Source organism: Streptomyces sp. NPDC005266, from assembly GCF_040607655.1.
GTDB lineage: Bacteria > Actinomycetota > Actinomycetes > Streptomycetales > Streptomycetaceae > Streptomyces.
This window is the reverse complement of the sequence record NZ_JBEXHC010000017.1, coordinates 1-17,172: the sequence shown is the minus strand read 5'-3', so window position 1 is coordinate 17,172 and position 17,172 is coordinate 1. Positions and strand designations below refer to the sequence as shown.

Annotated in this window: 13 protein-coding genes; 12 read left to right on the top strand and 1 reads right to left on the bottom strand. The window is 72.9% G+C overall.

From position 1 onward, the window contains the following. Positions 1-55 precede the first annotated feature (55 nt). The 10 genes from ABZU99_RS25440 to argF all read left to right on the top strand — a co-directional run bounded on the left by ABZU99_RS25440 (position 56) and on the right by argF (position 13,454). Entirely contained in the window at positions 56-547 is a 492-nt protein-coding gene (locus ABZU99_RS25440) for a DUF6099 family protein (RefSeq protein ID WP_355949056.1), read from the top strand. Between the two features lie 18 nt (positions 548-565). Beyond that, positions 566-1,489: an LLM class F420-dependent oxidoreductase gene (locus ABZU99_RS25435; RefSeq protein WP_355949054.1), complete on the top strand. Its 924-nt coding sequence runs from the start codon at positions 566-568 to the stop codon at positions 1,487-1,489. A gap of 31 nt (positions 1,490-1,520) precedes the next feature. Continuing rightward, positions 1,521-2,447 carry a homocysteine S-methyltransferase gene (mmuM, locus tag ABZU99_RS25430; protein ID WP_355949051.1) on the top strand — a complete coding sequence of 309 codons (927 nt, stop codon included), beginning with the start codon at positions 1,521-1,523 and terminating at the stop codon, positions 2,445-2,447. Between the two features lie 33 nt (positions 2,448-2,480). Then, on the top strand, positions 2,481-4,049 hold the full coding sequence (locus ABZU99_RS25425) for a 3' terminal RNA ribose 2'-O-methyltransferase Hen1 (RefSeq protein WP_356048799.1): 1,569 nt from the start codon (positions 2,481-2,483) through the stop codon (positions 4,047-4,049). Then, on the top strand, positions 4,046-6,646 hold the full coding sequence (locus ABZU99_RS25420) for a polynucleotide kinase-phosphatase (RefSeq protein WP_356048797.1): 2,601 nt from the start codon (positions 4,046-4,048) through the stop codon (positions 6,644-6,646). The genes ABZU99_RS25425 and ABZU99_RS25420 overlap by 4 nt, the downstream gene beginning before the upstream one ends. A 328-nt stretch (positions 6,647-6,974) precedes the next feature. Beyond that, positions 6,975-7,694, top strand: coding sequence for a Crp/Fnr family transcriptional regulator (locus ABZU99_RS25415; RefSeq protein WP_355949042.1), 720 nt, complete (start codon positions 6,975-6,977; stop codon positions 7,692-7,694). A 294-nt stretch (positions 7,695-7,988) separates the two neighbouring features. Continuing rightward, positions 7,989-10,073, top strand: a complete 2,085-nt coding sequence (locus ABZU99_RS25410; RefSeq protein ID WP_356048795.1) for a hypothetical protein — start codon at positions 7,989-7,991, stop codon at positions 10,071-10,073. Between the two features lie 14 nt (positions 10,074-10,087). Further along, complete coding sequence (locus ABZU99_RS25405; RefSeq protein WP_356228006.1) at positions 10,088-10,942, top strand: hypothetical protein; 855 nt, start codon at positions 10,088-10,090, stop codon at positions 10,940-10,942. 111 nt (positions 10,943-11,053) lie between these two features. Then, positions 11,054-12,283, top strand: a complete 1,230-nt coding sequence (locus tag ABZU99_RS25400) for an arginine deiminase (protein WP_355949034.1) — start codon at positions 11,054-11,056, stop codon at positions 12,281-12,283. A 130-nt stretch (positions 12,284-12,413) separates the two neighbouring features. Further along, positions 12,414-13,454 carry an ornithine carbamoyltransferase gene (argF, locus tag ABZU99_RS25395; RefSeq protein WP_355949031.1) on the top strand — a complete coding sequence of 347 codons (1,041 nt, stop codon included), beginning with the start codon at positions 12,414-12,416 and terminating at the stop codon, positions 13,452-13,454. Here argF and ABZU99_RS25390 read toward each other — a convergent pair. Continuing rightward, on the bottom strand, positions 13,429-13,863 hold the full coding sequence (locus tag ABZU99_RS25390; protein ID WP_355949028.1) for an ATP-binding protein: 435 nt from the start codon (positions 13,861-13,863) through the stop codon (positions 13,429-13,431). The genes argF and ABZU99_RS25390 overlap by 26 nt on opposite strands. A 237-nt stretch (positions 13,864-14,100) precedes the next feature. Between ABZU99_RS25390 and ABZU99_RS25385 the strand changes: the two genes are divergently transcribed. Continuing rightward, positions 14,101-14,928: an enoyl-CoA hydratase family protein gene (locus ABZU99_RS25385; protein WP_355949025.1), complete on the top strand. Its 828-nt coding sequence runs from the start codon at positions 14,101-14,103 to the stop codon at positions 14,926-14,928. Continuing rightward, the coding region (locus ABZU99_RS25380) for a bifunctional salicylyl-CoA 5-hydroxylase/oxidoreductase (RefSeq protein ID WP_356048790.1) at positions 14,925-17,172 on the top strand (2,248 nt) is incomplete at its 3' end. The genes ABZU99_RS25385 and ABZU99_RS25380, both read left to right, overlap by 4 nt.

Here is a 17,172-nt window from a genome sequence, read left to right as displayed (position 1 = left end):
TCTGGGTAGTGGAGGAGTGACGGGTGCGGAAAGTCCGTTGAGAGGGGTACGGGGCATGGACGCGATGCGGCTGATCGGTGTCACCCGGCACGCCCTGGCAAAGGCCGGAAGCGTGCACGACATCGTGGCCGAGGCCTGGCAGGTCCAGGCACTGGCGGAGGCGATCGGCGGATATTTCGTGGTGAGCGGCCCGGCGGCCGCGCGAGCGGAGGCGCGCGGCCTGTGCGAGGCGGGGGGAAGGGCACGCGGCGCCCTGTTCCACCCCGTGCTGCACCATCCCACGCTGCACCGCGGGGGCGACGGCTTACGGGCGGCGCAGCTGTCGGAGCTGCGGGATCCGAGAGGGGTGCTGCTGGCGCTGGGGGATCTGCTCGCGGAGGCGGGGTTCGCTCTGGTCGGCGTCGCCTCCAGCACGGAGGAGGAGGCGCTGTACTGGCAGTGCGTGGAAGCGATCGACGCGGCCGACGAGGCCAGGGACCGGGTCCAGGGGATGCTCAGGCATCTCACCGGGCTGGAGTGGGGTGGGGAGTGGGGTGGTGCGGCATGAGCAGGCAGGATGGAGGCCATGGAGCTGCGCATTTTCACCGAGCCCCAGCAGGGGGCGAGCTACGACACTCTGCTCACCGTGGCCAAGGCGACAGAGGATCTTGGCTTCGACGCCTTCTTCCGGTCGGATCATTACCTTCACATGGGGAGCGTCGACGGGCTTCCGGGCCCGACCGACGCCTGGATCACCCTCGCCGGGCTGGCCCGCGAGACCCGGCGGATCCGGCTGGGCACCTTGATGACCGCCGCCACCTTCAGGCTGCCCGGCGTGCTCGCGATCCAGGTCGCGCAGGTCGACCAGATGTCCGGCGGGCGGGTCGAGCTGGGCCTGGGCGCGGGCTGGTTCGAGGAGGAGCACCGGGCCTATGGGATCCCCTTCCCGAAGGAGAAGTTCGGACGGCTGGAGGAGCAGCTGGCCATCGTCACCGGTCTGTGGGGGACGCCGGTCGGCGAGACCTTCAGCCATGACGGTGCCCACTACCGGCTGACCGACTCGCCGGCGCTGCCCAAGCCCGCGCAGGCCAAGGTGCCGGTGCTGATCGGTGGTCACGGGGCGACCCGGACCCCGCGGCTGGCCGCGCAGTACGCGGACGAGTTCAATATGCCGTTCGCCTCGGTCGAGGACAGCGAGCGCCAGTTCGGCCGGGTCCGGGCGGCGGCCGAGGCCGCCGGCCGCAAGGGCGAGGACCTGGTGTACTCCAACGCCCTGGTCGCCTGTGTGGGCAAGGACGACGCCGAGGTGGCCCGGCGGGCCCAGGCGATCGGCCGGGAGGTCGAGGAGCTGAAGGAGAACGGCCTGGCGGGTTCCCCGGCCGAGGTCGTCGAGAAGATCGGCCGCTATGCGGAGGCCGGCGCCTCCCGGCTCTACTTCCAGATCCTGGACCTCGACGACCTCGACCACCTTGAGCTGATCTCCTCGCAGGTCATGTCCCAGCTGGGCTGACGCGTCGAGCCGACCACCAGGAGCCCCCGTGATGTCCGTCCCCCGCCCGTCACTCGCCGCCGCGCTGGAGGGCGGAGCGCTCGTCCTCGACGGCGGGCTCTCCAACCAGCTGGAGGCACAGGGCTGCGATCTGTCCGACGAGCTGTGGTCGGCCCGGCTGCTCGCCGATGACCCCGGGCAGATCGAGGCGGCGCACACCGCCTATGCGCGGGCGGGCGCACGGGTGCTCATCACCAGCAGCTATCAGGCGACCTATGAGGGTTTCGCCCGCCGGGGCGTGGGGCGCGCCGAGGCGGCGGCGATGCTGCGGCGCAGCGTCGAGCTCGCCCGCACGGCCGCCGAGGCGTCGGAGGCGGGCGGCCGGGCCACGGCGCCGATATGGGTGGCGGCCTCCGTCGGCCCCTATGGGGCGATGCTGGCGGACGGCAGCGAATACCGCGGGCGGTACGGGCTGAGCGGGGCCGAGCTGGAGCGGTTCCACCGGCCGAGAATCGAGGCGCTGGTCGAGGCGGCGCCCGATGTGCTGGCGCTGGAGACGGTACCGGATGCCGATGAGGCGGCGGCGATGCTGCGGGCCGTCGAGGGGTGTGGGCTGCCCGTATGGCTGTCGTACAGCATCGCGGGGGAGGCCACCCGGGCGGGGCAGCCCCTCAGGGATGCCTTCTCTCTCGCGGCGGGGAACGACCAGGTGATCGCCGTCGGGGTCAACTGCTGTGAGCCGGGCGACGCCGACCGGGCCGTGGAGATCGCGGCCGACACCGCCGGAAAGCCGGTGGTGGTCTATCCCAACAGTGGGGAGGCGTGGGATGCGAAGGCGCGCAGCTGGCGCGGACGGGCGACCTTCGACCCGGCGCGGGTGAAGGCATGGCAGGACGCGGGGGCGCGGCTCATCGGCGGCTGCTGCCGTGTGGGGCCGGACCGGATCGCCGAGCTGGCGGCGGTGGTGACAAATCATTAGGTGACCGGCCACCACCCGGCGATACTCGGACGGGTGTTCTTGACGATAACCACCACCGGCACCGCCGACCGCCCCGCGACCGACCTCGGGTTTCTGCTGCACAAGCACCCCGACAAGGCGCAGCGGTTCTCGACCTCCCACGGCACCGCGCATGTCCTCTATCCCGAGGCGACCGAGCAGCGCTGCACCGCGGCGCTGCTGCTGGAAGTGGATCCCGTGGCGCTGGTGCGGCGGGGCCGTGGCAAGGGCCGGGGCGGTGCGCCCGACTCCGCGCTCGCGCAGTATGTCAACGACCGTCCCTATGCCGCCTCCTCCCTGCTGGCCGTCGCGCTGAGCGCCGTCTTCTCCAGCGCGCTCCGGGGGCAGTGCAAGGCGCGGCCCGAGCTGCCGGAGCGGCCCCTGCCGCTGCGGATCGAGGTGCCCGCGCTGCCCGCCCGCGGCGGTGCCGAGTTGGTCCAGCGGCTCTTCGGACCGCTGGGCTGGACCGTGACGGCCGAGCCGGTCGCGCTGGACGAGGAGTTTCCGGAGTGGGGCGACTCGCGGTATGTCCGGCTGGTGCTGGACGGCGAGCTGCGGCTGGCCGACGCGCTGCGTCATCTGTATGTGCTGCTGCCGGTGCTCGACGACGCCAAGCACTACTGGGTCGCCGCCGACGAGGTGGACAAGCTGTTGCGCTCCGGCGAGGGCTGGCTGGAGCACCACCCCGAGCAGCGGCTGATCACCAACCGCTATCTGGCCCGCCGCTGGTCGCTGACGCGCAGCGCCATGGAGCGTCTGGAGCTGGCGCGGCTCGCGGAGGCGGACGACACCGAGGTGGAGGATATCGACAACGCCGTCGCCGAGCCGACGGCCGAGGGCATGGAGGAGGAAGCGGGGACAGCGGGCACAGAAGGCGAGGACGGCGGGGAGAAACCGGTGCCGCTGGCCGTGCGGCGACGCGAGGCGATACTCGACGCCCTGCGCGGGGCCGAGGCAGCCAGGGTGCTCGATCTCGGTTGCGGGCAGGGTCAGTTGATCGCGGCGCTCCTCAAGGAGACGAGGTTCACCGAGATCGTCGGTGTCGATGTGTCGATGCGCGCGCTGAACGAGGCGGCGCGGCGGCTGCGGCTGGAGCGGATGCCCGAGCGGCAGTCGGCGCGGCTGAAGCTGATCCAGGGCTCGCTCGCGTACACCGACACCCGGCTGACCGGGTATGACGCGGCGGTGCTCAGCGAGGTGATCGAGCATGTGGATCCGCCGCGGCTGCCCGCGCTGGAGTATGCGGTGTTCGGTGCCGCACGGCCCCGGACCGTCGTGGTGACCACGCCCAACGCGGAGTACAACGTGCGCTGGGAGACCCTGCCCGCCGGGCACTCGCGCCACCCCGACCACCGCTTCGAGTGGACGCGGGAGGAGTTTCGAGGCTGGGCGCGGGAGATTGCCGAGCGGCACGGCTATGCGGTGGAGTTCCGCCCCGTCGGCCCCGAGGACCCCGAGGTCGGGCCGCCCACCCAGCTCGCGCTCTTCCGCATCGGTCCCGACAACGGCACCGACACCACAGATGACCGCACCGGCAACACCGTGCTGACCACCGCCACGACGACGAAGGAGGCCGCCGCATGAGCATCGACACCATCGACAAGCGCAGCCTCGGCGTGCCCGACCTCTCCCTCGTGGTCCTCATCGGCACCACCGGCTCCGGCAAGTCCACCTTCGCCCGGCGCCACTTCCTGCCCACGCAGATCGTCTCCTCCGACGTCTGCCGCGGTCTGGTCTCCGACGACGAGAACGACCAGAGCGCCACGCCCGACGCGTTCGACGTCCTCCACTACATCGCGGGCAAGCGGCTGGCCGCCGGGCGGCTGACCGTCATCGACGCGACCAACGTCCAGTCCGAGGCGCGCCGCAGCCTGATCAAGCTGGCCCGCGAGCACGACGTCCTCCCGGTCGCGATCGTCCTCGACATCCCCGAGGGCGAGTGCGCACGCCGTAACGCCGAGAGCCCCGACCGCGTCGGTATGCCCGCCCATGTCATCCCGCGCCAGCGCCGTGAGCTGCGCCGCTCCCTGAAGTCCCTGGAACGCGAGGGGTTTCGTAAGGTGCATGTGCTGCGCGGCGCCGAGGAGGTGGACGCCGCGCAGATCGTCACCGAGCGCCGTTACAACGATCTGCGCCACCTCACCGGCCCGTTCGACATCATCGGCGACATCCACGGCTGCCGCTCCGAGCTGGAGACCCTGCTGGGCAAGCTCGGTTATGCCCTGCACCGCGACGAGCTCGGCCGCCCGGTCGACGCCGTCCACCCCGAGGGCCGTACGGCCGTCTTCGTCGGCGACCTGGTCGACCGCGGTCCGGACAGCCCGGGTGTGCTGCGGCTGGTGATGGGCATGGTCGCCTCCGGCGCGGCCCTGTGCGTGCCCGGCAACCACGAGAACAAGCTCGGCCGTTACCTCAAGGGCCGCAAGGTCCAAGTCACCCACGGCCTGGCCGAGACCGTCGAGCAGCTGGAGCGCGTGCACACCGAGGACCCGGCCTTCGGCGACCGGGTGCGGGACTTCGTCGAGTCGCTGGTCAGCCACTATGTGCTGGACGGCGGGTCGCTGGTGGTGTGTCACGCCGGGCTGCCCGAGAAGTACCACGGCCGCACCTCCGGCCGGGTCCGCTCGCACGCCCTGTACGGGGACACGACCGGCGAGACCGATGAGTTCGGCCTGCCGGTGCGCTATCCGTGGGCCGAGGACTACCGTGGCCGCGCCGCTGTCGTCTACGGCCACACGCCCACCCCCACCGCCTCATGGCTCAACAACACGCTCTGCCTGGACACCGGCTGTGTCTTCGGCGGCCGGATGACCGCGCTGCGGTGGCCGGAGCGGGAGCTGGTGGACGTTCCGGCCGAGCGGGTCTGGTACGAGCCGGTCAAGCCGCTGTCGAACCAGGCCCCGGGCGGCGCCGAGGGCCGTCCGCTCGACCTGGCCGACGTACGCGGCCGCCGGGTCGTGGAGACCCGCCACATGGGCCGGATCGCGGTCAAGGAGGAGAACGCGGCGGCGGCGCTGGAGGTCATGAGCCGCTTCGCCCTCGGCCCCCGGCTGCTCGGCTACCTCCCGCCCACGATGGCGCCCTGCGCCACCTCGAAGGAGCCCGGATATCTCGAATATCCGGCGGAGGCGTTCGCCGCCTACCGCGCGGACGGGGTACGCCAGGTGATCTGCGAGGAGAAGCACATGGGCTCCCGGGCGGTGGCGCTGGTCTGCCGTGACGCGGGGGTCGCGCAGAAGCGGTTCGGCACGCCCGACGGGGTGTCCGGCGCGGTCTACACGCGCACGGGGCGGCCCTTCCTCGACGATCCGCGGCTCACCGAGGACCTCCTGCGCAGGCTGGCCCACAGCATCGAGGGCGCGGGTCTGTGGCAGGAGCTGGACACCGACTGGCTGCTGCTGGACGCCGAATTGATGCCGTGGTCGCTCAAGGCCGAGGGGCTGCTGCGCAACCAGTACGCGGCGGTGGGTGCGGCTTCCCGCGCCGTCTTCCCGGGTGTGCTCTCGGCGCTGGAAAGCGCGGCGGCGCGCGGCGTCGAGGTGTCCGTCCTGCTCGACAAGGAGCGCGAACGTGCCTCGGACGCGGCGGCGTTCACCGATGCGTACCGGCGCTACTGCTGGCCGGTCGAGGGGGCGGCCGGCATCCGGATGGCGCCGTTCCAGATCCTGGCCGTTCAGGGGCGCAGCCTTGCCGAGGTCCCGCACGACCAGCAACTCGCCATGATCGACCGGATGATCGAGGCCGAGCGGCCGGCCGACGCCGGGCACCGGCTGCTGGCCCCCACCCGCCGTCTCGTCGTCGACGCCGAGGACGACGCGTCGGTGGCCGCGGGCGTGCGGTGGTGGCTGGATCTGACGGCGGTGGGCGGCGAGGGCATGGTCGTCAAACCGCTACAGGGGTTCGTCCGCAAGGGCGACGGGCGACTGGTCCAGCCGGGCATCAAGTGCCGGGGCCGGGAGTATCTGCGGATCATTTACGGACCGGAGTACACCCGCCCGGAGAATCTGGACCGGCTGCGCGTGCGTCATCTGGGCCACAAGCGCTCCCTCGCGCTCCGCGAGTACGCGCTGGGGCTTGAGGCGCTGGACCGGCTGGCGGACGGCGAGCCGCTGTGGCGGGTGCACGAGGCGGTGTTCGCGGTGCTGGCCCTGGAGTCCGAGCCGGTGGACCCTCGGCTGTAGCCGCGGCGGGCCGGCGGCCCGCGATCGGGGCCCCGGCGGGTCGACCCTGGGGGGCGCGGCGCTGGTCGCCCTCACGAGTGGTGCCGCGCGGCCCGGTCTCGGGGCGCTCCGCATGGGCTGGGGCTGTGCGCTGGCGGCCGCTGCGCTCGCCGTGCTCGCGGGGGTCGCCTTCCGCACGGGCGTTCGTCCCGGCGACGCCCCCCGACTCCCGGGGCGCCCGGGCCCGGCGCGCCCCCATTGACGTGCCCGTGCCAGCTGCCTAGCGTGCTGGTCAATCCCGTCGGTTCTCCGCAAAGCCTGACGACGACGAGCAGAGCGGGGAGGGCGGATGAGTCTCTTCGAGGACGGACGGCCCTTTCTCCACGCGCTTCCGGCGGACGACCGGCGCGCGCTGCTCGCCCTCGGCACACCCCGGACGTACGAGCCCTCCCAGGTGGTGCTGCGCGAGCACGACCGTACGACCTTCGTCGTGGCGATCACCTCCGGCTGGGCCACCGTCTCGGTGGAGACCGAGCGTGCCGTCCGGTTGATACTGGCGCTGCGCGGCGCGGGTGAGCTCGTGGGGGACCAGGCCGCGGTGGACCACGGCTCGCGCAGCGCCACGGTGACCGCGCTCGGCCGGATGGGGGCGGTGGTCGTCTCCGGCGACCGGTTCCGCGCCTATCTGGCCGCCCGTCCGGTCGCGACCGTACTGATCATGCGTCAGTTCAGCTCGCGGCTGCGCAGCTCCGATGGCGAGCGGCGCTCACTGGCCTCCGAGAAGGTGCTCCAGCGGCTGTCCGCCCGCCTCGTAGAACTCGCCGAGCGCACCGGCCACCCCGGCCCCGGTGGTGCCATCACCGTCGATCTGCCGCTGCCGCAGCACGACATCGCCGCAGCCGTGGGCTCGACCCGGGAGGCGGTCGCCAAGGCGTTGCGGCTGCTGCGCGCCCAAGGCGTCGTCCGTACCGCCTCACGCCGCTTCGAGGTCGCGGACATCGGACTGCTGCGGCTGCTGGCCGAGGGGCGGGCGACGGGGGAGCGCATCCCGGCGAGCCCCTGCGAATAGCGCGGGCGCCGGGCGCGTACACCTGTGCGCGGGCACCGCGCCCGCACCTCCCCGGCAGCCCCCACTTCGAAGTTTTCCCGACTGTGTAAACGGCTACAGCCGTCGCACCGCTCCCGGGTGACTCTGGAGGCGGCACGGGGAGCGGGACCGTGTGCGACGGGGGTGCACACGGCCCAGCGCCCGAGCACCGGAGAAGGGCGGCGGGGCGGGCAGGGGGAGAGACCCCGCCGCCCGCTTCGGGCATCCCCGGCCACTACGGGAACCACCAGGCCACGGCATGAAGGACGGCGGGCGATGAGCGGACCGGAAGGCGCAGGCGTCGGTGTTTCGGCGGACCCGGGCCTTCGGCGGCTGGACATCCCGAAGGGCAGTCCGCTGGACGGGGCGGGTGAGGCGGGCGGCGCCCGCACGGCGCGCGAGGCGCGCGCACATCTGCACCTCGCCGTCGGCCCGGCCCGGATCTGCGCCGAGCCCGTGCCGCGTCCCCGGCCCGAAGGGCCCGTGTCCCGCGCGGAGTTGGAGCGGCTGCGCGGGATCTACCGGCGGGTCCCCGGCCATTCCGGGATGCGCGAGCATCTGCGGCGCACCCACCTCCTCGCCCTGTGCGGCGAACACGGCACCGGCCGCGCCTGGACCGGGCTCGCGCTCCTCGCCGAGCTCACCGACCTGACCGGCGGCGAGGTCTCCCGGCTCGGCCCCGGCATTCTCCACGGCACCACGGGCGGGGAGAAGATCCAGCGCGGCCACGGCTATCTCCTCGAACTCCCCGCTGAACGCCCTGCCGTGCTCCCGGCCGAGGACACCGCGACGCCGCCGGACCGCCTCCTGGACCGGCTGCGCGCCCAGGTCGCCGAGCGCGAGGCGTTCTGCGTCGTCCTCGTGGCGGGCGGCCCGGCCGCCGACCGGCTGCTGTGCGAGAGGCGCCACGCCATGGCGTACGAGCCCCCGGCCGCCGCCGACGTACTCGACCGCCATCTGACCGAGTTGCTCGGGGACGGACCGGCCGAACTGCTCGAACTGGCCCGCACGACCGCCGTACGGCCAGAGGTGGCCGAGGCGCTCGGCCTGGACGAACCGCGGCCCGCCGAGGCCGCCCGGCTCGCCCGCCATCTCGCCGCGCACGCCGAGGGCGGGCTGTCGGACGAACGGCTGCTGGAGCACTGCCGGTCGTTCGCCCCGCGCCAGGCCCGTGAGTGGTTCGCGGAATCAGGCCGTCCGGACACGCTGCCCGCGGCCCTGCCCGCCCTGCGCGCCGCCGCCCTGCGGATCGCGCTCGCCGTCTTCAACGGTTCGGCCTACAGCCTCACGGCGGAGGCCGCCGAGCTGCTGACCTGGGAGCTGGCCGTCACGCTGGACCCCCACCACGCGCCCGGCCGCCCGCTGTTCGCCGCACGCCCCGGGGCCGCCCTGGCCACGGCACGCGCGACCTGCGGCGATGGGGTGGAGGACCTGGGGGACACATCGGTCCCCATCCGCGCGGTGTGGTTCCGGGGCCGGCGGCTGGCGCTCGCGGTGCTGTACGAGGCGTGGGACGGTCATCACAACCTGCGTGGCCCGATGGCCCGTTGGCTGCGGGCGCTGTGCGACGACCCGCGCCCCCAGGTGTGGGTGCGCGCGGCGATTGCCACGGGGGTGCTGTGCGCCCGCGACTACCTCTACGGCTACGTCGAGCTGCTGCTGCCGCTGGTCCGCACCGACAGCCCGGTGCGGCGGATGGCGGCGGCCACCGCGCTGGCCGAGGCGTCCCGCGCGGCGGACGTCCGCCCCGCCGTGGACGGCCTGTTGCGCGCCTGGGCGCGAGGCGACGACGAGCGGGAGCGCGAGACCGCGGCGCTCGCCCACGGCTACGGCCTGGCGGCGGGCTCGGTCGCGGCGTCCCTGGAGGAGCTGGGCCGGATCGCGTGCGCGGACGGCGGCCGGACCACCTCGTACAGCGCGCTGCGGCTGCTGGCCGGGGCCGAGCCGCAAACCGTGCTGGCCCGCCTCACCCACTGGCTGCGCGACACCCGCCGGGCCCGCCGGGATCTGGCGGTGCTGACGGTGCTGCGCGCGGTGACCACCCGCACCTCCCATCTGTGGGGGCTGGGGGAGGTGCCCGAGCTGGAGCCGTACGCCGCCTGGCCGCTGGCCACCGCGCTGCTGGCCGCCCATCCGGGGTGCGCGCCCCGGCTGGCCGAGCTGTTGCGGGCCGCGCTGACCTGGGCCCGGTCGGCGGCGGCGGCCGAGGACGCGCTGGTCGGCTGGATCCGGCGGGCGGCCGGTGACGAGCGGCAGCTGACGGTGTTGTGCGGCTTTCTGCCCCGGCTGGCGCAGGACGGTGACGAGCCGCTCGACGCGGAGGCGGCAACCCGGATACGGGAGGTGCTGGAGGCGCTGTGAGGAGAGGGACGTCGATGGTGGAAGAAGCAGAGCACACGGAAGCAGAGCACACGGAAGCAGAGCACACGGAAGCAGAGCACACGGAAGCAGAGCACACGGAAGCAGAGCACACGGAAGCAGAGCACACAGAAGCAGAGCACACCCAGGACAGGGAGGACGAGGTGCGCCGCCTCTCGGTGACCGGCGCGCGCACGCTGCGCGAGGCGCTGCGCCATGGCGGGGACGGTCTGTCCGCGGCGCTGCGGGAGGCCGACGACGGTCTGCTGCTGAGCGCGCTCGACGAGGGGCTGCCCGCCGAGCGGGCCACCCGCGTCGTCGTCGAGCTGGTGCGCCGCGCGCCCGAGCGCGGTCCCCGGCTGGCGGACGCGGTGTGCGAGAAGGTGCTGCTCGCCGAGTTGTATCTGGACTCCCCGCCCCGGATCCCGGGCGCCGCGGGCGGATCGGCCCAAGACCCCGGTGCCCGCCGGCTGCGGGTGCGCAACGCGCTGATGCTGTACGAGGGACTGGTGCGCCCGTACGCGGCGCGCGGCGCCGTACCCGAGCTGATGGTGTGCGTCCTGCCCGGGCTGTGGGCCGCGGGCGAGGGGGCGGGCCGCGAGGTGGTGCGCCGGGTGGTGGAGACCCGGCAGACCACCGGGTTCGGCGAGAAGGGCTGGAAGGCGCTGTTCGCCGGGGTGGCCGAGGAGTGCCGGGAGCGCGAGGAGGCGGCGTCCCGGGCCGCCCGCCGCGAGGCGCGGGGCCGCTGGTGGCGCCGGGGCGCGGAGGACGGCGGCCGGATCGATCTGCAGCCCGGCCAGTTATGGGTCTCCGTCCTGCTGGGTTTCATCGCGGTCGCGCTGGTGCTGATCGTCGTCCTCGCCGTCGGATAGCGGGGCGGCCGGGGGCCGGACGGCGCGGCAGCCGGAAAAAGACCCGAACTTCCCGGTGGCACCTGCGTCGCGGGACGTTCATCGCGGGCCTCGAGCGGCGAAGATGGGTTCATGGGATTCCATGTCGACTCCGAGGCCGGGCGGCTGCGCCGCGTCATTGTGCACCGCCCCGATCTGGAGCTGAAGCGGCTCACCCCGTCCAACAAGGACGCTCTCCTCTTCGACGACGTCCTGTGGGTGCGCCGGGCCCGCCAGGAGCACGACGGCTTCGCCGATGTGCTGCGCGACCGCGGCGTCGAGGTCCATCTCTTCGGGGATCTGCTCACCGAGAGCCTGACGCTTCCGGCGGCGCGGGCTCTGGTGCTGGACCGGGTCTTCGACGAGAAGGAGTACGGCCCGCTCGCCACCGACCGGTTGCGCGCCGCCTTCGACGAGCTGACCGCCCCGGAGCTCACCGAGGCGCTGATCGGCGGGATGACCAAGCGCGAGTACGTGGCGCGGTATCCGGAGCCGGTCTCGGTGCGTTTCCACGCCATGGAGCCCGATGACTTCCTGGTCAACCCGCTGCCGAATCATCTCTTCACCCGGGATGCCTCCGCCTGGGTGTACGACGGGGTGTCGATCAACGCGATGCGCTGGCCGGCCCGCTGGCACGAGACGGTGCACTACGAGGCCGTCTACCGCCACCACCCCCTCTTCGCGGGCGGCGGCTTCCACGTCTGGTCGGAGGGTCAGGCGGCGTATCCCTCGACCATCGAGGGCGGGGATGTGCTGGTGCTCGGCAAGGGCGCCGTGCTGATCGGGATGAGCGAGCGGACGACTCCGCAGGCGGTGGAGATGATCGCCCACCGGCTCTTCGCGGCCGGTTCGGCCCGTACGATCGTCGCGCTCGACATGCCCAAGGGGCGGGCCTTCATGCACCTGGACACGGTGATGACGATGGTCGACGGGGACACCTTCACCCAGTACGCGGGGCTGGGGATGCTCCGCTCGTACACCATCGAGCCGGGTTCGGGCAGCCGGGACCTCAAGGTCACCGACCATCCGCCGGAGCATATGCACCGCGCGATAGCCGCCGCCCTGGGCCTGGACGCCATCCGGGTGCTCACCCCCACGCAGGATGTGCACGAGGCGGAGCGGGAGCAGTGGGACGACGGCTGTAACGTGCTTGCGGTCGAACCGGGCGTGGTGGTCGCCTATGAGCGGAACGTGACGACCAATACCTTTCTGCGCAAGCGCGGAATCGAGGTCATCGACATCCCGGGCAGTGAGCTGGGGCGGGGCCGGGGCGGGCCGCGGTGCATGAGCTGCCCGGTCGAGCGGGACGCCGTCGAGGGGTGACCGGCGGGGCCGTCCCGATGCCCTTCTCGGGGCACGATCGCACCCCCCGTATATATACGGCCCTTCGTATATGCTTCCATGGTCTGACCGCTGACACACATGTGACCGCCGTGACCTAGGAGCCCATCCCATGGCGATTGACCTCACCGGCCGCCATTTCCTCAAGGAGCTGGACTTCAGCGCCGAGGAGTTCCGGCGACTGATCGCCCTGGCCGCCGAGCTGAAGGCCGCCAAGCGCGCGGGCGCGGAGGTGCGCCGTCTCCAGGGCAAGAACATCGCCCTGATCTTCGAGAAGACCTCCACCCGCACCCGCTGCGCCTTCGAGGTCGCCGCCGCCGACCAGGGCGCCTCGACGACCTATCTCGATCCGGTCGGCTCGCAGATCGGTCACAAGGAGTCGGTGAAGGACACGGCGCGGGTGCTCGGCCGGATGTTCGACGCCATCGAGTACCGCGGCCATGGCCAGGGGGTCGTGGAGGAGCTCGCGGCCCACGCCGGGGTGCCCGTCTACAACGGTCTGACCGACGAGTGGCACCCCACCCAGATGCTCGCCGACGTGCTGACGATGACCGAGCACAGCGGCAAGCCACTGGACCGGATCGCCTATGCCTACCTCGGCGACGCCCGCTACAACATGGGCAACTCCTACCTCGTCACGGGCGCCCTGCTGGGCATGGACGTCCGTATCGCCGCGCCCAAGCTGCTCTGGCCGGACAGCACGATCGTGGACCTGGCCCGTCAGCTCGCCGCCGTGTCCGGGGCCCGCGTCATCCTCACCGAGGACGTCGAGGAGGGCGTGCGGGGCGCGGACTTCGTCGCCACCGATGTGTGGGTGTCGATGGGGGAGCCCAAGGAGGTGTGGGACGAGCGGATAGCGCTGCTCGGGCCGTACGCGGTGACGATGGACGTGCTGCGCGCGACCGGCAACGACGCCGTGAAGTTCCTGCACTGCCTGCCGGCCTTCCACGACCTCGGCACCGATGTGGGCCGGGAGATCCATGAGCGGCACGGGCTGACCTCGCTGGAGGTCACCGACGAGGTCTTCGAGTCGGACCACTCCGTCGTCTTCGACGAGGCGGAGAACCGGATGCACACGATCAAGGCGGTGATGGTCGCGACGCTCGGCGGCCCGAGCGGGGCGGACGTCAGCGTGAGCGGGGCGGAAGGATGAACCAGACGGCCTTGCCGTAGGGGGTCGGGCGGTAGCCCGCGTCCGCGCTGAGGGCTCGGATCAGCAGCAGCCCGCGCCCGCCTTCGGCCAGGCCGTCGGGTCTCCTGGGGCCCTTGGGTCGGCCGATCGCGTCGAGCCCGCCGGGCGGGGTCGGGTCCTGGTCGTGCACCTCGACCTGCCAGCCGCCGGTCGGCACCAGCTGCACCACGAGCTCAATCGGCTCGTCGCCTTCCGTGTGCTGCACCGCGTTGGCGACCAGCTCGGCCGTGAGCAGCTCCGCCGTGTCGCCGTCCACGGGGGCGCCGATGTCCGCGAGTGTGCCGCGGATCAGCGCACGCGCCAGCGGTACGGCGGCCGTCGTGTGCGGCAGGGTGAACCGCCAGGTGGCGGCGCGGGCGGGAGGGGGCAACGTACGGATCCAGTGCTCGGCGTGGTGTCGGCGTGGTAAGGATGCGGCAGCCCTTGACGGTATGGAGCGGACGATAGTGCCGGAAGGGGCCGTGGACCACTCTTGACGGGACTTACGGCCTTAACAACGCCTCGCCCCGCTCCCCGGTTCTATCGCGCACTCGTGACGACAGTCACGTCACGGTGATAATTTCGAGGGGCAGGCACCAGCCGTTCGGCTGAAGGAGGCCGTGGCTCCATGAGTCCGTTCACCGGATCCGTGTCCCGCACCGAGGACTGGCGCCATCTGCGCCTCACCCTCGACAACGGTGTGGCGACCGTCACCCTCGCCCGCCCCGAGAAGCTCAACGCGCTCACCTTCGGCGCCTACGCCGATCTACGCGACCTCCTCGCCGAGCTCGCCCGCGACGGCTCGGTACGCGCCCTCGTCCTCGGCGGCGAGGGCCGCGGCTTCTGCTCCGGCGGTGACGTGGACGACATCATCGGCGCGACCCTCGCCATGGACACCCGGCAGCTGCTCGACTTCAACCGGATGACCGGTCAGGTGGTGCGCGCCCTGCGGGAGTGCCCCTTCCCGGTGGTGGCCGCGGTGCACGGAGCGGCGGCGGGCGCGGGCGCCGTTCTCGCCCTCGCCGCCGACTTCCGGGTCGCCGATCCGTCCGCACGCTTCTCGTTCCTGTTCACCAAGGTCGGCCTCTCCGGCGGGGACATGGGCGCCGCCTATCTGCTGCCGCGCGTCGTCGGGCTCGGCCACGCCACCCGGCTGCTGATGCTCGGCGAACCGGTCCGCGCCCCCGAGGCCGAGCGGATCGGCCTGATCAGCCTGATGGCGGACGAGGGCGGGGCGGGGGCCGAGGCCATGGCGCTCGCCCGACGGCTCGCCGAAGGGCCCTCGCTCGCCCTCGCGCAGACCAAGGCGCTGCTCACCGCCGAGCTCGATATGCCGCTGCCCGCGGCGATCGAGATGGACGCGGCGACCCAGGCGCTGCTGATGACCGGCGCGGACTACGCCGAGTTCCACGCCGCGTTCACCGCCCGCCGCGCGCCCCAGTGGCAGGGGCGATGAGCACCACCGGCCGCCCGGCCCGTATCGCCGTCGTCGGCGGCGGGCCCGGCGGCCTCTACGCGGCGGCGCTGCTCGCCCGCCTCGACCCCGAGCGCGAGATCACGGTCTGGGAGCGGGGCGCTCCCGATGAGACCTTCGGCTTCGGCGTCGTCCTCTCCGACGAGACCCTCGGCGGTATCGAGCACGCCGACCCCACCGTCCACGCCGCCCTCCGGAACGAGTTCGTCCGCTGGGACGGCATCGACATCGTCCACCGCGGCCGGGTGGAGACCTCCGGGGGGCACGGCTTCGCCGCCCTCGGCCGTCGCCGGCTGCTGGAGATCCTCCATCAACGCTGCCACGCCCTCGGCGTACGGCTCCGCTTCCATGCCCAGGCGCCGCCCGCCGCATGGCTCTCGCGCGCGTACGACCTGGTGATCGCCGCTGACGGGGTCCACAGCGCCACCCGTCAGGCCTACGCCGATGCCGTTCGCCCCCGCGTCACCACCCACCGCTGCCGCTACATCTGGCTCGCCGCCGACTTCGCCCTGGGCGCCTTCCGCTTCGAGACCGCCGAGACCGAGCACGGAGTCCTCCAGCTCCACGGCTACCCGTATGCGCCTGACGCCAGCACCGTCATCGTCGAGGCACGCGAGGAGGTGTGGCGCCGGGCCGGACTGGACGACTGCACCGAGCGGGAGTCCACCGAACGCTGCGCCAAGCTCTTCGCCGACGCCCTCGACGGCCGCCCCCTGCGCTCCAACCGCTCGCAGTGGACCGCCTTCCGCACCGTCGTCAACGAGCGCTGGTCCCACGGCAATACCGTGCTGATCGGCGACGCCGCCCACACCGCCCACTTCTCCATCGGCTCCGGCACCAAGCTCGCCGTCGAGGACGCCCTCGCGCTGGCCGCGTGTCTCCGGGAACACCCCGCCCTCCCCGACGCCCTCGCCGCGTACGAGGCCGAGCGCCGCCCCGTCGTGGAGTCGACGCAGCGCGCCGCCCGGGCCAGCCTGGAGTGGTTCGAGAACCTGGGGCTGTATCTCGACCAGCCGCCCCGGCAGTTCGCCTTCAACCTCCTCACCCGCAGCCGCCGCGTCACCCACGACAACCTGCGGCTGCGCGACGCGGCGTTCGTCACGGCGGTCGAACGCGAGGCGGCCGTCCCGTCCGGTACGCCCCCCATGTTCACCCCCTTCCGGCTGCGTGGTCTCACCCTGCGCAACCGGGTGGTGGTGTCGCCCATGGACATGTACTCCGCCCAGGACGGCATCCCCGGCGACTTCCACCTCGTCCACCTCGGCGCGCGGGCGCTGGGCGGCGCGGGCCTGGTCATGACCGAAATGGTGTGCGTCAGCCCCGGGGGCCGGATCACCCCCGGCTGCGCCGGCCTCTACACCGACGGCCACGAGGCCGCCTGGCGCCGCGTCGTAGACTTCGCGCACGGCCAATCGCCGGGCGTGGCCGTCGGCGTCCAGCTCGGGCACAGCGGCCGCAAGGGCTCCACCCGGCTGATGTGGGAGGGCATCGACGCCCCCCTTCCGCACGGCAACTGGCCCCTCGTCGCCCCCTCGCCCCTCCCGTACCGCCCCGGAGTCAGCCAGACCCCACGCGCCCTCGACACCGCCGGGCTCGCCGCCATCCGCGACCAGTTCGTCCGCGCCGCCGAGCGCGCCGTCCGCGCGGGCTTCGATCTCCTCGAACTCCACTGCGCCCACGGCTATCTGCTCTCCGGCTTCCTGTCTCCCCTGACGAACCACCGCACCGATGCCTATGGTGGCTCGCTGGAGGCGCGCCTGCGCTACCCCCTGGAGGTCTTCGACGCGATCCGGGCCGTCTGGCCCGGGCGGCGGCCCATGGCGGTCCGCATCTCCGCGACGGACTGGGCCGACGGCGGGACGACCGCCGACGACGCGGTCGCCATCGCGGCCGCCTTCGCCGCTCACGGCGCCGACGCCGTCGACGTCTCCACCGGCCAGGTCGTCCCCGACGAACGCCCCGACTACGGCCGCTCCTACCAGGCCCCGTACGCCGACCGCATCCGCAACGAGCTCGGCGTCCCCGTCATCGCGGTCGGCGCCATCTCCTCCTGGGACGACGTCAACTCCCTGATCCTCGCCGGCCGCGCCGACCTCTGCGCCCTCGCCCGCCCGCACCTCTACGACCCCCACTGGACCCTGCACGCCGCGGCCGCCCAGAACTACACCGGGCCCGGCGCCTCCTGGCCGCTTCCGTACCAGGCGGGCAGCCGTGAGCCCCCGACGG

What these genes read in the sequence shown, in the direction of transcription:
- ABZU99_RS25410 (WP_356048795.1), top strand. Translation starts at nt 7,989, where the DNA reads ATGAGCGGACCGGAAGGCGCAGGCGTCGGTGTTTCGGCGGACCCGGGC.
- ABZU99_RS25415 (WP_355949042.1), top strand. Translation starts at nt 6,975, where the DNA reads ATGAGTCTCTTCGAGGACGGACGGCCCTTTCTCCACGCGCTTCCGGCG.
- argF (WP_355949031.1), top strand. Translation starts at nt 12,414, where the DNA reads ATGGCGATTGACCTCACCGGCCGCCATTTCCTCAAGGAGCTGGACTTC.
- ABZU99_RS25405 (WP_356228006.1), top strand. Translation starts at nt 10,088, where the DNA reads ATGGTGGAAGAAGCAGAGCACACGGAAGCAGAGCACACGGAAGCAGAG.
- ABZU99_RS25435 (WP_355949054.1), top strand. Translation starts at nt 566, where the DNA reads ATGGAGCTGCGCATTTTCACCGAGCCCCAGCAGGGGGCGAGCTACGAC.
- ABZU99_RS25440 (WP_355949056.1), top strand. Translation starts at nt 56, where the DNA reads ATGGACGCGATGCGGCTGATCGGTGTCACCCGGCACGCCCTGGCAAAG.
- ABZU99_RS25400 (WP_355949034.1), top strand. Translation starts at nt 11,054, where the DNA reads ATGGGATTCCATGTCGACTCCGAGGCCGGGCGGCTGCGCCGCGTCATT.
- mmuM (WP_355949051.1), top strand. Translation starts at nt 1,521, where the DNA reads ATGTCCGTCCCCCGCCCGTCACTCGCCGCCGCGCTGGAGGGCGGAGCG.
- ABZU99_RS25420 (WP_356048797.1), top strand. Translation starts at nt 4,046, where the DNA reads ATGAGCATCGACACCATCGACAAGCGCAGCCTCGGCGTGCCCGACCTC.
- ABZU99_RS25385 (WP_355949025.1), top strand. Translation starts at nt 14,101, where the DNA reads ATGAGTCCGTTCACCGGATCCGTGTCCCGCACCGAGGACTGGCGCCAT.